This window comes from Hydrogenophaga taeniospiralis, from assembly GCF_020510445.1.
Lineage (GTDB): Bacteria > Pseudomonadota > Gammaproteobacteria > Burkholderiales > Burkholderiaceae_C > Hydrogenophaga.
Genome location: NZ_JAHBAG010000001.1, coordinates 4,303,263 through 4,317,046, shown reverse-complemented (window position 1 = coordinate 4,317,046; position 13,784 = coordinate 4,303,263). Strand labels below are relative to the sequence as shown.

Annotated in this window: 12 protein-coding genes; 7 read left to right on the top strand and 5 right to left on the bottom strand. The window is 68.3% G+C overall.

What is annotated here, in order from left to right:
- Positions 1–72: 72 nt before the first annotated feature.
- From pqqC to pqqA, 3 genes are all read right to left on the bottom strand, one after another.
- Positions 73–804 carry a pyrroloquinoline-quinone synthase PqqC gene (gene pqqC / locus KIH07_RS20665; RefSeq protein ID WP_226493753.1) on the bottom strand — a complete coding sequence of 244 codons (732 nt, stop codon included), beginning with the start codon at positions 802–804 and terminating at the stop codon, positions 73–75.
- A 10-nt stretch (positions 805–814) separates the two neighbouring features.
- Positions 815–1,732, bottom strand: a complete 918-nt coding sequence (pqqB, locus tag KIH07_RS20660) for a pyrroloquinoline quinone biosynthesis protein PqqB (protein WP_226493752.1) — start codon at positions 1,730–1,732, stop codon at positions 815–817.
- 79 nt (positions 1,733–1,811) lie between these two features.
- Entirely contained in the window at positions 1,812–1,886 is a 75-nt protein-coding gene (gene pqqA, locus KIH07_RS20655) for a pyrroloquinoline quinone precursor peptide PqqA (RefSeq protein ID WP_068167214.1), read from the bottom strand.
- A gap of 201 nt (positions 1,887–2,087) precedes the next feature.
- On the opposite strand from pqqA, the gene KIH07_RS20650 reads away from it, so the two are divergent.
- The gene (locus KIH07_RS20650; RefSeq protein WP_226493751.1) at positions 2,088–3,149 is read left to right on the top strand and encodes an alpha/beta fold hydrolase; all 1,062 of its coding nucleotides are present in this window, start codon (positions 2,088–2,090) and stop codon (positions 3,147–3,149) included.
- A gap of 61 nt (positions 3,150–3,210) precedes the next feature.
- A complete protein-coding gene (locus KIH07_RS20645; RefSeq protein WP_226493750.1) occupies positions 3,211–4,278 on the top strand; it encodes an MBL fold metallo-hydrolase in 1,068 nt (355 codons plus the stop codon).
- 9 nt (positions 4,279–4,287) lie between these two features.
- On the opposite strand, the gene KIH07_RS20640 is transcribed toward KIH07_RS20645, so the two are convergent.
- On the bottom strand, positions 4,288–6,336 hold the full coding sequence (locus KIH07_RS20640; protein ID WP_226493749.1) for a sigma-54-dependent Fis family transcriptional regulator: 2,049 nt from the start codon (positions 6,334–6,336) through the stop codon (positions 4,288–4,290).
- A 439-nt stretch (positions 6,337–6,775) separates the two neighbouring features.
- Here KIH07_RS20640 and pedF point away from each other — a divergent pair, with 439 nt between their 5' ends.
- Together pedF and KIH07_RS20630 are read left to right on the top strand one after the other, a co-directional pair.
- A complete protein-coding gene (pedF, locus tag KIH07_RS20635; RefSeq protein ID WP_226493748.1) occupies positions 6,776–7,273 on the top strand; it encodes a cytochrome c-550 PedF in 498 nt (165 codons plus the stop codon).
- A gap of 118 nt (positions 7,274–7,391) precedes the next feature.
- Positions 7,392–8,285 carry a substrate-binding periplasmic protein gene (locus KIH07_RS20630; RefSeq protein ID WP_226493747.1) on the top strand — a complete coding sequence of 298 codons (894 nt, stop codon included), beginning with the start codon at positions 7,392–7,394 and terminating at the stop codon, positions 8,283–8,285.
- 109 nt (positions 8,286–8,394) lie between these two features.
- Here KIH07_RS20630 and KIH07_RS20625 read toward each other — a convergent pair whose 3' ends face one another.
- Complete coding sequence (locus KIH07_RS20625; RefSeq protein WP_226493746.1) at positions 8,395–9,519, bottom strand: sigma-54-dependent Fis family transcriptional regulator; 1,125 nt, start codon at positions 9,517–9,519, stop codon at positions 8,395–8,397.
- A gap of 226 nt (positions 9,520–9,745) precedes the next feature.
- Here KIH07_RS20625 and KIH07_RS20620 point away from each other — a divergent pair, with 226 nt between their 5' ends.
- The 3 genes from KIH07_RS20620 (at position 9,746) to KIH07_RS20610 (ending at position 13,643) form a co-directional block, all read left to right on the top strand.
- Positions 9,746–10,222 carry a 4Fe-4S dicluster domain-containing protein gene (locus KIH07_RS20620; protein ID WP_226493745.1) on the top strand — a complete coding sequence of 159 codons (477 nt, stop codon included), beginning with the start codon at positions 9,746–9,748 and terminating at the stop codon, positions 10,220–10,222.
- A gap of 81 nt (positions 10,223–10,303) precedes the next feature.
- Positions 10,304–12,151 (top strand): aldehyde ferredoxin oxidoreductase family protein, encoded by a 1,848-nt coding sequence (locus KIH07_RS20615; protein ID WP_226493744.1) that lies wholly within the window; start codon positions 10,304–10,306, stop codon positions 12,149–12,151.
- Between the two features lie 139 nt (positions 12,152–12,290).
- Positions 12,291–13,643 carry an NAD(P)/FAD-dependent oxidoreductase gene (locus KIH07_RS20610; protein WP_226493743.1) on the top strand — a complete coding sequence of 451 codons (1,353 nt, stop codon included), beginning with the start codon at positions 12,291–12,293 and terminating at the stop codon, positions 13,641–13,643.
- Positions 13,644–13,784 lie beyond the last annotated feature (141 nt).

Sequence of the window (13,784 nt, the reverse complement as noted above, 5' to 3'; positions counted from 1 at the left end):
GATCCGGCTTTGCCGGTCCAAAGGCGTGGTCCCCCTGGGGGGAAGCCGCGAAGCGGCGCAGGGGGGAGTTCATCACTGACAGGCTTTCTCGATCGCGTCGAGCATGGTCCAGAGAATGTCCAGCTTGAACTGCAGGATGTCCAGCGCGTGGTGCTGAGCCTGCCGGGTCTGGAAATGCGCCAGCGTGACCTGCAGACCGTGTTTGACGTCGCGCGTGGCCAGCGGAATGCGGTTGCGGAAATAGGCCAGGCCGTCGGACTCGATCCAGGGGTAGTGCGTGGGCCATGTGGCCAGGCGGTCTTTGTGGATCTGCGGCGCGAACATCTCGGTGAGCGAGGAGCACACGGCTTCCTGCCACGGCGCCTTGGCCGCGAAGTTCACGTAGGCGTCGCAGGCGAAACGCACCGCGGGCACCACGCCCTGCAGCGACCACAGGTCTTCGCGCGAGATGCCGACCGCCTCGCCCAGTCGCGTCCAGGCTTCGATGCCGCCCGCGGCCGATCCTTCAAAGTCACCATGGCCGTCGTGGTCCAGGATGCGCTCCAGCCACAGCCGGCGGTGCGCGCGGTCGGGCATGTTGGCGAGGATGGCGGCGTCCTTGCGCGGGATGCAGATCTGGTAATAGAAGCGGTTGGCCACCCAGCAGCGGATCTCGTCGGGCGTGCAGCCACCGGCGTTCATGCGCACGTTGAACGGGTGGTGGATGTGGTACGAGCGGCCCTTGTCGCGCAGCTGGGCCTCGAAGGCTTCGGGGCTCCAGGCGGGCAGGTGGTTGTCGTTGCGGATGGCTTGGGCGATTTCCATGGTGCGGGCTCTAAAAAACAATGTCCATGCCGTCGTGGGCAACCTCGATGCCGTGAGCCGTGAGTTCGGCCCGTTCGTCGGAGTCTTCCACCAGCATGGGGTTGGTGTTGTTGATGTGGATGAGGATCTTGCGGATGTGGGCGGGCAGGCGGTCGAGCTGTTCGACCATGCCGCCGGGCCCGCTTTGTGGCAGGTGGCCCAGGTCGGTGGCGGTCTTGCTGTGCAGGCCCATGCGCTGCATTTCGTCGTTGGTCCAGAAGGTGCCGTCGACCAGTACCACCGAACAAGTGGCCATGAGCTCCAGCAGCGCTGGCGTGACCTCGCCCAGGCCGGGCGCGTAGAACACGCGCTGGCCGTTCAGCGGGTTGGTGATCACCAGGCCGATGTTGTCGCCTGGGCGCGGGTTGCCGCGAAACGGGGAATACGGCGGCGGCTTGGACGAGAGCGACACGCACTGCAGCTGCACATCGGGCAGGCCGGGCACGGGCAGCGTGCGGCCGTCGATGGCCAGCGCATGCGTGCTCACGCCGCAGAAGTGGGAGAGGATTCGGGTGATGGGAAAACCGTCGGACAGGTCCGAGAGCACCTCGGGCGTGGCCAGCAGGGGCAGCGGCGTCTGGCGCTCGCGCAGCATCAGGAGGCCGGTGACGTGGTCGATCTGCGCGTCGATCAGCAGCGCGGCGGCGATGCCGCTGTCGCGGATGGCGCGGGCCGGTTGCAACTCGGGGTTGTCGCGGATCTGGGTCAGGATGTCGGGCGAGGCGTTGACCAGCAGCCAGTCGGTTCCGTTGGCACTGACCGCGATGGACGACTGCGTGCGTGCACGCGCCTTGAGCGTGCCGCGGCGAAAGCCGTCACAGTTGGGGCAGTTGCAGTTCCATTGCGGGAAACCGCCGCCGGCCGAAGAGCCGAGAACCCGTATGTGCATGTCAGTTCACCGTGGAAAGGAACAAAAAAGGCGCACGTGTGGTTGACCCGTGCGCCCCGATCACATCTGCCAGCGCCGCTCAGCGGTTGGCGATGTACATCGTGATTTCGAAGCCGAAACGCAGGTCGGTGAAAGCGGGGGTGGTCCATTGCATGGTTTGTCTCCAGTAAAGTGGGTTGGCATGAAACATGTCTGCGAACTTGTCAGCACCACTGCACCTCAAGCCGCCACCATGTTCAGCAATATCGATGCCACAAACCACCAGGCTAGGGACAACCCTGAGCCGGTGCGTGGCGCCAGCCCGCGCAGCGCCTGGCCGCGGCCTGCGGTGTTGCCGCTCGGGCGCGGTCACCGCATGGCGTTTCGCACCGTGGGCGACCCGCGGGGTGAGCCCTGGTTGCTGCTGCACGGCGGGCCGGGCAGCGGCTGCCAGCCGGGCATGCTCGCGCCGCTGGACCTGTCGCGCCAGTGGGCGATTGCGCCCGACCAGCGCGGCTGCGGCGCCAGCCGCCCCAGAGGGAAAACCACCGCCAACACCACCCACGCGCTGGTGGCCGATCTGGAGACGCTGCGGCGGCATCTGGGCGTCGAGCGCTGGTCGCTGCTGGCGGGGTCGTGGGGCACGGTGGTGGCACTGGCTTATGCCAAGGCGCACCCGCAGCGGGTGCAGCGCCTGGTGTTGCGCGGCGCTTTCGCGCTGAGCCGGCGCGAGGTGGGCGGGCTGCTGCAGCCCCCGGTGCGCACGCTGGGCGCGCTCGGCCCGGAGCCCGCCTGGCCCGCCAGGCCCGGTCGGTCTGTGCCAGCGGTGCTGGCCCGGCTGAGACAACTGCTTCAAAGTGGAACACCCGGTGTTGCAACACTGCGCGTGGTTCGGCGCTGGAGCCTGCTGGAGTCGGTGGCGGCGGGCCGGGGCATGCGGCGCAGCCTGCGGCACGCCTCGCAAGGTGTTGGCGATCTCCCAGGGGGCGGGCCAGGGCCCGGGGAGACGGCCAACCCGTTCTCAGGGCCGGGGCGCGCCGCGCTGGCCGCCGCGATCCGGCGCGATTGGGCGCAGCTGCGGCGCCGGCAACGGCGCGCCCAGGCGCGGGCACACCAGCGGGGGCCGGGCCGCAGCGAGCGCGCCGCGCTGGACAAATACCGCGTGCAGGCGCACTACCTGCGGCGCCAGGGTTTTGTGCGGCCCGGTGAACTCGACCGCGCGGTGTTGCTGCTGGCGCAGCGGGGTGTGCCCGTGGACTGGGTGCACGGCCGCTTCGACGCCATCTGCCCGCCGCAGAACAGCCGCGCCTGGGCCGCCCTGGGCGCGCGCACCGCCCCGCCATGCGCCACGCTGCACCAGCCACCGAGCGGACACCTGGGGAGCGAGCCCGCCATGCTCGCGGCGCTGCGCGCCTGCGTGCGGGGGAGGCCGGTATGAGCGCCGCACGGCCGTTCCGAAGGCGCTCAGCCCCGCAGTGCGCAGCACGGAGGGTTGTCCAGTGAGCGCCGCGCTGCGTGCCCTGGTGCGGTGGCTTGGGCGCGGCGGCGGGCCGCTGCTGCTGTGGCTGGCCGGCGTGGGTGGTCTGTGGGGTGTTGCGGCCCCGGCGCAGGCCGGCCCTGCAGAAGCGCCCGACTGCGGCCAGGCCGAGGCCGTGCCCTGGCAGCGGCTGGCGCCGGGCGTGTGGGTCTGGCCGTCCGCCTTGCCGAGTGACATCTCAGCGCTTAACGCCGGCCATGTGGCGCCCACCAGTGTGGTGATCGACGGCGGCGAGGCGCTCGTGATCGACCCCGGCCCCAGCCACCAGCACGGCCTGCGCGTGCGCGCATCGCTGGCTTGCCGCTTCCAGGCCCGGGTGCGCTGGATCGTCAACACCCATGCGCACGCGGAGAACGTGCTCGCCAACTCGGCCTTTGCCGACCTGCTGGCCGCGGGCCGGCTGGAGATCCTGGCCAGCGCGCCCACGCGCGAGGCCATGCGGCGGCGCTGCCCGGACTGCCTGGCCAGCCTGAGCGCGAAGCTCGGGGCCGACGCGATGGCGGGCACGCAGATCGTGCTGCCCAGCCGCACGCTCACCGAAGGCGAGGTCTTGCGTGTGGGGCGGCACCGCCTGCTGGTGATGCGCGTTGAGCAGGGCCACACCGAAGGCGATCTGGTGCTGTGGAGCGCGCGCGAGCGCCTGCTGTGGGCCGGCGGGCTGGTGTACGGCGAACGGGTGCCCGAGCTGGCCCAGGGCAGCGTGGACGGCTGGCTCGCGGCGCTGGAGCGGCTGGCCGCGCTGCGCCCGCGTGTGCTGGTGTCCAGCACGGTGTCGCGCGCCGTGGCGCCGGGCGCTCTGCCGCCAGCGCTGACGGACACCCGCCACTACCTCGCCGACCTGCGTGCCGGTGTGCTGCAGGCCATGGACCGGGGCCTGCAGGCCAGCGAATCGGGCACCGTGGCGCTGCCAGCCTACCGGACCTGGGCCGGACACACCGAGCGCCACGACTTCAACGTGCAGCGCGCCTGGCGCGAGCTGGAGCCGGTGTGGATGGAGAGGAGTGACCCCTCCGCGCCGGAAACGCACTAGCGCCGGGAGTCACAAGACATCCGGTGGGAGCTGGTCCTTCTTGCGGTAGATGGTGTTGCGCGACACGCCCAGCGCCTTGGCCGCGGCCGACACGTTGCCCTTGTGCAGCCGCAGCATCTGCGCCATGGCGCTCAGGGCCACGTCCTGCAGCCGGCCGCCCTCGGCGATGGGGTCGGGCATCGGGGCGGTACTGGGCATGTCGGGCAGGGGCGGCGCTGGTGTGGCGTGGCCGAGAAAGCGCGCCGCGATCGGGTTGGGCAGGCCGTGCTCCAGCTCTTCCAGGAAATCGTCGGGCAGGTGCTCCATCTCGATCGAGCCCTGGCAGCCCACCATGACCACCGCCGTGCGCAGCAGGTTGTGCAACTGGCGGAAATTGCCCGGCCAGTGGTAGCGCTTGAACAGGTCCATCACCTGGGTCGAGATGCCGATCTGGGCGGCGTTTTCGCACAGCGTGTGCAGGATCTTCTTCACCACGAGTTCGAAGTCCGTGCGTTCGCGCAGCGCCGGCAGCCGCACCACCAGACCGTTGAGGCGGTAGTAGAGGTCTTCGCGGAAGTCGCCGCGCGCGATCATGTCCTTGATGTTCTTGTGGGTGGCGCAGACCACGGCCACGTCCACGTCCACTTCCTTGCCCGCGCCCAGCGGGCTGACCCGGCGCTCCTGCAGCACGCGCAGCAACCGCGCCTGCAGGTGTTTGGGCATGTCGCCGATCTCGTCGAGGAACAGCGTGCCGCCATGCGCCTGCAGGATCTTGCCGATGGAGCCCTTCTTGCGCGCACCGGTGAACGCGCCTTCTTCGTAGCCGAAGAGCTCGGACTCGATCAGCGTTTCGGGGATGGAGGCGCAGTTCACCGACACGAAGGGCTGCGCCGAACGCGGCGAGTCGCCGTGGATGGCCTGGGCCAGCAGGTCCTTGCCGGTGCCGGTCTCGCCCAGGATCATGACCGGGATGTCCTTGCCCGAGACCATGCGCAGCTTGTGGATCACGTTGGACACCTGGGGGTCGCCCGTGTCCAGGTAGTGCAGGGTGGAGAACTGCATTTTCTTCACGCTGGTTTTGAACGGTGCGGCGGGCGCGCCGGCCTGGGCCTCGGCAGCGGGCTCCTGGTCCTGCCCCATGGGCTTGGCCGAGGACCAGGGGTTGGCCTGCTTGATCTTGGCGCGGCACCACACCGACACCCCGTTGTGCAGACACAGCTGTTTCGGGTTGGGCATGGCGCCGCTGAACAGCTCGAACAGCGCCGAGATCGGCAGGCCGAACAGCGAGGAAAAGGTGTGGGCCTTGAGCGCGGCGAAGGGCAGCCCGATCTGGAACTGCGCGCTGCGGTTGGCCGAGATGAAGCGCCCCTCGGGCGAAAACACCGCGATGCCCTCGACCAGGGTGCCGAGGAATTCGGAGCGCGTGTGGAAGTGGATGCGGATCGCCTTGGGGAAGATGTCGGCGAACATGTGGTTCTCGATCATCTGCGCCGACATGCGCACCAGCGCCAGCGTGTGCTGGTGAAAGCTGCGGTGGTCGCCCGTGACGTCGAGCGCGCCGATCACCTGGCCGTAGGGGTCGAAGATGGGCGCGGCCGAACAGGTGAGGAACTTGTTGGCGTTCAGGTAGTGCTGGTTGCCGTGCACCGTGAGCGCTTCTTCCTCGGTGAGCGCGGTGCCGATGGCGTTGGTGCCCTTGGTCTGCTCCGACCAGTCCATGCCCGGCGTGAGTGCCACGCGCGAGGCTTTTTCCAGGAAGTCGGTGTCGCCCAGCGAGTGCAGCACCATGCCCTTGGCCGAGGTCAGCAGCACCATGCTGTGGGTGTTGACGATCTGGTCGTACAGCGTCTCCATGACGGGCGCGGCGTGCTGGAACAGAAAACGGTTTTCGTCCAGGGCCTCGGTCAGCGCCACGCGGCCCGGGCTTGAGAAGTCGGGCTCGGTGTTGGCGGTGATGCCATACGCCTGGGACCGCTGGTGCGACTGCACGATCGGGTCCGGCCCCGCCTCGGCTGAGGCGGCGGGCGGCGCAGGCTCGGCGCCTCTCCCGATGGGGCGCGTGTACATGGCGGCACTCATGTCGTCTCCTGGGTCCGAGGGAAGTCCCCCCCAGTAGTCCATCGGCCATCGCGGATCTTGCGATGCCTCCCGGGGTGCGTTCTCTTCGGTCTTCTGTGGGTCTTGGCTCATGTGATTCTCATCAGTTATGTCCCGCGAAGCAACACTGGTATTCCCGGTGTGATACTGCGCGTGCCTGTTGTCTCCAACAGGGACATAGCAAGTAACCCGCCACCGCCCCCGGGGGGCGCCTTCGCCCGGAAAGCCGGGAAACGGCTCCGCCGTTGTGTCACGCGGCCTGTCCCTCACGGCGCAACTGATTCAATTTGGAACACTTTGCGAGGCAGGGCCTTGTAGGGCGAACACAAGCCCCGGCGGGGCATTCGGGGGCGATGGCGTTGGTGGCCTGCTATTTGCTACCCACAAGCTTGAATCACCCTGACAACCGGAGACAAGCCCCATGAAATTCCTTTCCTTCCCCCCTGCCGCGCGTGGCGCACTGCGCGTCGTCGCCCTGGCCGCCAGCGCCCTCGTGACCGCCGCCGTGATGGCCCACGGCGACGTGACGCCCCAGGCCGTGGACACCAGCACACTGCCCCAGCTCGGCGCCAAGTGGCTCGACGCCAACCCCTACAACGAACAGAACCCGGCCCGCGGTGAAGCGCTGCGCATCGGCACCTCGGCCTACAACCAGAACTGCGCCCGCTGCCACGGGCTCGAAGCCATCTCGGGCGGCATCTCGCCCGACCTGCGCAAGCTCGACAGCGACTGCACCGGCTTCGCCGACGCCGAGAAGAAAGCCACCTGCTTCAAGGAGATGGACGACTACTTCCTCTCCACCGTGCGGCGCGGGCGCGTGCGCGACGGCCGCGTCTACATGCCCCCGTTCGAAGGTACGCTGTCACAGGAAGCCATCTGGTCGATCCGCACCTACATTGAAACCCGTCGCGAGCCCTGAGCGCCTGTCGGTTGAGTCCGCCCGTCTCGTCCGGGCTCAACCGCCCGGACCCACGCCTTTCCATGTCGAACGCCGAGCCGGCACAGACCGAGCCTTCCACCCACCGGAGACAGACACCATGCGAAACACCTCAACCCCCGCCGCCTCGGCGCTCAACCGCCGGCAGGTGCTGGGCGGCGCGCTGCTGCCCCTGCTGGCCGCGGTGTCGCCCGCGCAGGCACAGACCGAGCTCAGCGACCTGGCCCGCATCCGCGCCAGCGGCGCGCTCAAGGTCGCGGTGTACAAGGACAACGCGCCGTTTTCCGACGGTGCCGTGACCGACATGAAAGGGCTGGACGTGGCCCTGGCCGAGGCGCTGGCCCGGCAACTGGGCCTCAAGCTCTCGCTGCTGCCCTTCGATGCCGGCGAGAACATGGGCGACGACCTGCGCAACATGGTCTGGAAGGGGCACTACCTGGGCTACGGCCCGGCCGACGTGATGCTGCAGGTGCCCGCCGACAAATACCTGGCGCAGAAGAACCCCCAGGTGCGGATCCTGGAGCCGTACATGCGGCAGTCGCTGGTGCTGGTGCACGACACGCGGCGCCTGCCCAGCGCGGCGGCCCCCGAAGACCTCAAGGGCCTGCCGCTGGCGGCCGAGCGCGGCGCGGGCGCGGCCAGCGTGCTCATGGGTTATGGCGGGGGGCTGCTGCGCACGCAGGTCTCGATCCACAACACCGGCACCGAGGCGGTCCAGGCCGCGGTGGACGGCAAAGTGGCGGCGGCCTTCGTGACGCGGGCGCAGGCCGAATCGGTGCTGTCGCGCCACCCGGACAGCGCGGGACAGTTCCGCATCAGCAAGATCAACTTCAACAACGGCATCGCCGACACCGGCTGGCCCGTGGGCATGGCGATCAAGTCGGCGAACAAGGAACTGGGCCAGGCCCTCGAAGCCGCGATGAAATCCCTGCGCGACAGCGGTGAGCTGCTGAAGATCTTCCAGCAGAACGGGTTGACGTTGACCGCCCCATGACAAGGCCCGACCGGCGCGAGGTGTCTTGACCGAGAACGCGGTGGAACCGGCTTTGCCGGGCCACTCGCGTTGCCCCTTGGGGGGTGACGCCGCAGGCGGCGCGGGGGGATCACCTCCTACCGATTTTTCGGTAGACCGTGGCGCGGCTGATGCCCAGCACGCGTGCGGCCTGCATCACGTTGCCGCGGGCCTCTTCCACCGCGCGGCGGATCAGTGCGGTTTCCACTTCCCTGAGCGGCACGCCCGCGTGGGTGGCCGGACGCTGCGGCGTGGTGCTGGCGCGCCCGTCGTTGAAACGCGCCAGCACCTGCAGGCGAAGGCCCGACCACAACGGCAGTTCGACCGCGCCGCGCTGGGCGCGGGCGGCGTCGAACAGGTTGTCGGTCGGGATGGCGAACACGTCGCTGCAGTGCGGCCAGGGCGCGCAGGGTGCGAGGGCCAGCATGTCCGCCGCGGCCCGGTTGGTGCCGACGATGACGCCGTCGCGGTCCACGCACACCAGCCCGTCGCTGTCTTCCCCCGGCATGCGGCCGGCCCAGTTCAGGCGCAGCAGCAGGTGGTGTGGCTGCGCGAGGGTGAGCGCGTTTTCGATGCTCAGCGCCGACTGGCTGACCAGGTGCTTGAGGGCCGGGCGTTCGGGCACGTCGACGCCGGTGAGGTCGAGCATGCCCACGCAACGGCCGTCGGGGCCGAACAGCGGCGCGCCCGCGCAACTGTAGACACTGGCGGTGTCGAAGAAGTGTTCGCCCCGGTGCAGCCAGAGCGGCTGCAGTTCGGCCAGCGTGGCACCGATGGCGGTGGTGCCCACGCGGTGTTCGGACAGATCCACCCCCACGCGCGCGATCAGGCTGGCGCGCCGGTCCTGGTGGTCGATCGGGCCGTTGACGTCGATCACCACGCCCTGGGCGTCGGTGAGGATGGCGAAGTAGCGCGTGTCGGCCATGGTGCGCGCGAGCGACTGGATCACCGGTGCGGCCGCGCGCAGCAGGGGCTGGTTGGTTTCCATCACGCGCTTCATGGCGGAGGCGGGCACGGGGTCGAACACCAGCGGCTGGCGGGGCAGGAACCCCTGCGCCAGGCAGCGGCGCCAGGAGCGCTCGATCCAGGGGGCGATCCGCTGACCCGCACCGGGAGCACCACCACCGAGCACGGCCCGCCGCGCGTTTTCGATCATGGCCAGGCGGTCGCTGTGGTTGTTCGCCGTGGTGACCGGCGGGCGCGGGCTGTTGTTCATGGATGGGCCTGTCTCGTTATGGCGCAGTGGAGCTCAATCGCACAACATACAGCAGCAAGTATGCCAAGCGGGGTGCTGTTTCATTTTGAGAATTTCCACCCCGGTTCGGAGTGTCTACGGGATAACCCTGAACAAAAACGGCAAGGGGGCTTCAACAATGCATAGGTATTTCCTTTCATAGGCAAGGCGCTTCATAAGACGCGCCGCTACCCACCAGGAGACCCACATGCAGAAAGTCCTGCACATCAACCCGGACAAATGCACCGGCTGCTTGCAGTGCGAAATGGCCTGCTCGTTCGAGAACTACGGCATCTACGCCACCTCCAAGTCGCGCATCAAGGTGTTCGACTTCCACCACACCGGCAAGAAGGTGCCCTACACCTGCACCCAGTGCGACGAGGCCTGGTGTCTGCATGCTTGCCCGGTGGAGGCGATCACGGTGGACAAGATGACCGGCGCCAAGGTGGTCAACGACGCGACCTGCGTGGGTTGCAAGGTCTGCACCATCGCCTGCCCCTTCGGCACCATCAACTACGTGCAGGAAACCGGCAAGGTCCAGAAGTGCGACCTGTGCGGCGGCGAACCGGCCTGCGCCGAAGCCTGCCCGACCGCCGCCATCACCTTCGTGGACGCCAACTGGACCGGCATCGACAAGATGAAACAGTGGGCCGACAAGCTGGGCAACCAGCCGTCCGCCGCCTGACCTCAAGCCTGAAACCTTGTGGGTCAGACCACTCGCGAAGCGATGTGCTCTGACCCCAACTGATCAATTAGGAGCATCAACATGTCTTGGGCTGGAAAAATCCTCCGCGTCAACCTGAGCGCGGGCACCGTCAAGTCCGAACCGCTGAACATGGAGTGGGCGCGCGCCTACCTCGGTTCGCGCGGCCTGGGCAGCAAGTACCTGATCAGCGAAGTCGACCCCAAGGTCGATCCGCTGTCGGCCGACAACAAGATCATCTGGGCCACCGGCCCGCTGACCGGCACCATGGCCTCCACCGGTGGCCGCTACACCGTCATCACCAAGGGCCCGCTCACCGGCGCCATCGCCTGCTCGAACTCGGGCGGCTACTGGGGCGCCGAGCTCAAGATGGCCGGCTGGGACATGGTGATCTTTGAAGGCAAATCGGCCAAGCCGGTCTACCTCTACATCAACGACGACACCGCCGAACTGCGCGACGCCAGCCACCTCTGGGGCCAGAGCGTGTGGAAGACCGAAGAGGTCCTCAAGTCCAGCCTGCAGGACCCGCTGCTGCGGGTTTCCAGCATCGGCAAGGCCGGTGAAAACGGCGTGCTGTACGCCGCCGTGGTCAACGACCTGCACCGCGCGGCCGGCCGCTCGGGCGTGGGCGCCGTCATGGGCAGCAAGAACCTCAAGGCCATCGCCGTGCGCGGCACCAAGGGCGTGGGCAACATCCGCGACCCCAAGGCCTTCATGAAGGTCACCTTCGAGAAGAAGAAGATCCTGGCCGAGAACGCCGTGACGGGCCAGGGCCTGCCGGCCTACGGCACCCAGGTGCTGATGAACGTGATCAACGAGATGGGCGCGCTGCCCACGCGCAACCACCGCGACGTGCAGTTCGAAGGCGCGAAAGACATTTCGGCCGAAGCCATGGCCACGCCGCGCGAGAGCGACGGCAAGAAGCACCTGGTGACCAACCAGGCCTGCTTCGGCTGCACCATCGCCTGCGGGCGCATCAGCAAGATGGACGAGGGCCACTTCACCGTGGCCAACAAGCCGCAGTACTGGGGCGCCAACGGCGGTCTGGAATACGAAGCGGCCTGGGCGCTGGGCGCGGCCAACGGTGTGAACGACCTCGAAGCGCTGCAGTACGCCAACATGCTGTGCAACGAAGAGGGCTTCGATCCGATCAGCTTCGGTGCCACCGTGGGCGCGGTGATGGAGCTGTACGAGTTGGGCGTGCTCACCGCCGAGCAGCTCGGCATCGACGCCAAGTTCGGCTCGGCCCAGGCGCTGGCCCACTTCGCCGAGATCACCGCCAAGGGCGAGGGCTTCGGCAAGGAGATCGGCCAGGGCTCCAAACGCCTGACCGAAAAATACGGCCACCCCGATCTGTCCATGAGCGTCAAGGGCCAGGAGTTCCCGGCCTACGACGGCCGCGCCATCCAGGGCATCGGCCTGGCCTACGCCACCAGCAACCGCGGCGCCTGCCACCTGCGCGGCTACACCATCGCGTCGGAAGTGCTGGGCATCCCGGTCAAGACCGATCCGGTCGAGAGCGAAGGCAAGCCGGAGCTGGTGAAGGCGTTCCAGGACGCCACCGCCGCGTTCGACTCGTCGGGCCTGTGCGTGTTCACCACCTTCGCCTGGGGCGTGGCCGATCTGGCGCCGCAGCTGCAGGCTGCGTGCAACGAAGAGTTCACCACCGAAGAGCTGGAGAAGATCGGTGAGCGCATCTGGAACATGGAGCGCGAATTCAACAACGCCGCCGGCTTCACCGCCAAGGACGACAACCTGCCCAAGCGCCTGCTGACCGAAGCGGCCAAGACCGGTGCCTCCAAGGGCATGGTCAGCAAGCTGCCCGAGATGCTGCCCAAGTACTACGCCGCGCGCGGCTGGGACCCGGAAGGCCGTCCCACGGCAGCCACCAAGGCGCGTCTGAGCCTCTGAGTCGCCGGAAGACGCGCAGGTCATTGGGGGTCGGATCACCGACTGGAGCGAAGCGCAAGGCGCGTGCTCTGACCCACAATGACCGGAAGCAACGAAGTAGCGGTCTCCTGGGACCGCTATCTTTTTTTTGGAGAACACTATGACCCACCACGTCATCCTCGGCGCCGGCCCGGCCGGTGTCATCGCGGCCGAGACCATCCGCAAGCACGCGCCCCACGATCCGATCACCCTCGTGGGTGACGAGAACGAGGCCCCGTACTCGCGCATGGCCATCCCCTATCTGCTGATCGGCAAGGTGGGCGAAGAGGGGACGCACCTGCGCCACACGGCAGACCACTACAGCCGCCTCAACATCCAGCTGCTGCGCGGTGTGCGCGCCAAACGGCTGGACACGGCCAAGCGCACGGTCGAGTTGAGCGACGGCAACACCCTGGGTTTTGACACCCTGCTGATCGCTACCGGTTCGTCGCCCGCCACACCGCCCATTCCCGGCATCGACGGCCCGGGGGTGCACAGCTGCTGGACGCTGGCCGACGCGCGCGCCATCGCCAACCTGGCCAAGCCCGGCGCCAAGGTGCTGCAGATGGGCGCCGGCTTCATCGGCTGCATCATCATGGAAGCGCTGCAAAAGCGCGGCGTGGAACTCTCCGTGGTGGAGATGGGCGACCGCATGGTGCCGCGCATGATGGGTCCCACGGCGGGCGGCATGATCAAGGACTGGTGTGGGAACCACGGCGTGAAGGTGTTCACCGGCACCCGGGTCGAGGCCATCGAGCGCGGCAACGGCGCCGAGCCCGGCCTGCTGGGCAAGATCGCGCAGGTGGTCGGCATCGGCTCGGCGTCCGCCCCCAACGGCAAGATGCAGGTGCGCCTGTCCAGCGGCGAACGGGTGGAGGCCGATCTCGTGATCAGCGCCACCGGTGTGCGGCCCAACATCGGCTTCCTGGAGACCAGCGGCGTGCGCTGCCTGGTGGGGGTGCTGACCGACGAACACCTGCAGACCAATGTGCCCGGCATCTACGCCGCGGGCGATTGCGCCGAGGCCTACGACAAGGTCAGCGGCAAGACCATCGTCAGCGCCATCCAGCCCAACGCCGCCGAGCAGGCCCGCATGGCCGCGCTCAACATGATCGGCCAGTCGACCAGCCTGCCGGGCGTGACGCAGATCAACGTGCTCGACACCCTGGGCCTGATCTCCACCAGCTTTGGCAACTGGCAGGGCGTGCCCGGTGGGGAACACGTGGAGCTGACCGACAAGACCGCGGGCCGGCACCTGAGCCTGCAGTTCCACGGCGACGTCATGGTGGGCTGCAACTCCGTGGGCTGGACCGATCACGTGGGCGTGATGCGCGGCCTGGTCGAAGGCCAGGTGCGCCTGGGCGAATGGAAAGACCGGCTCATGCACGACCCCACAAAACTGATGGACGCCTACCTGTCCAGCGCGCAGGGGCAGGGGCATTGGAGCGGCGCCGCCGACGAACGCCGCCGGTGAGGCCATGACCCTCACGCTCCGCCGCTGCGCGGGTCGCTGCCCCCCGAGGGGGCTGGGCCTGCCTTGGGGCGGCCCGGCGGCTGGCCCCACGACCCCCACGCTCCGCCGCTGCGCGGGTCGCTGCCCCCCGAGGGGGCTGGG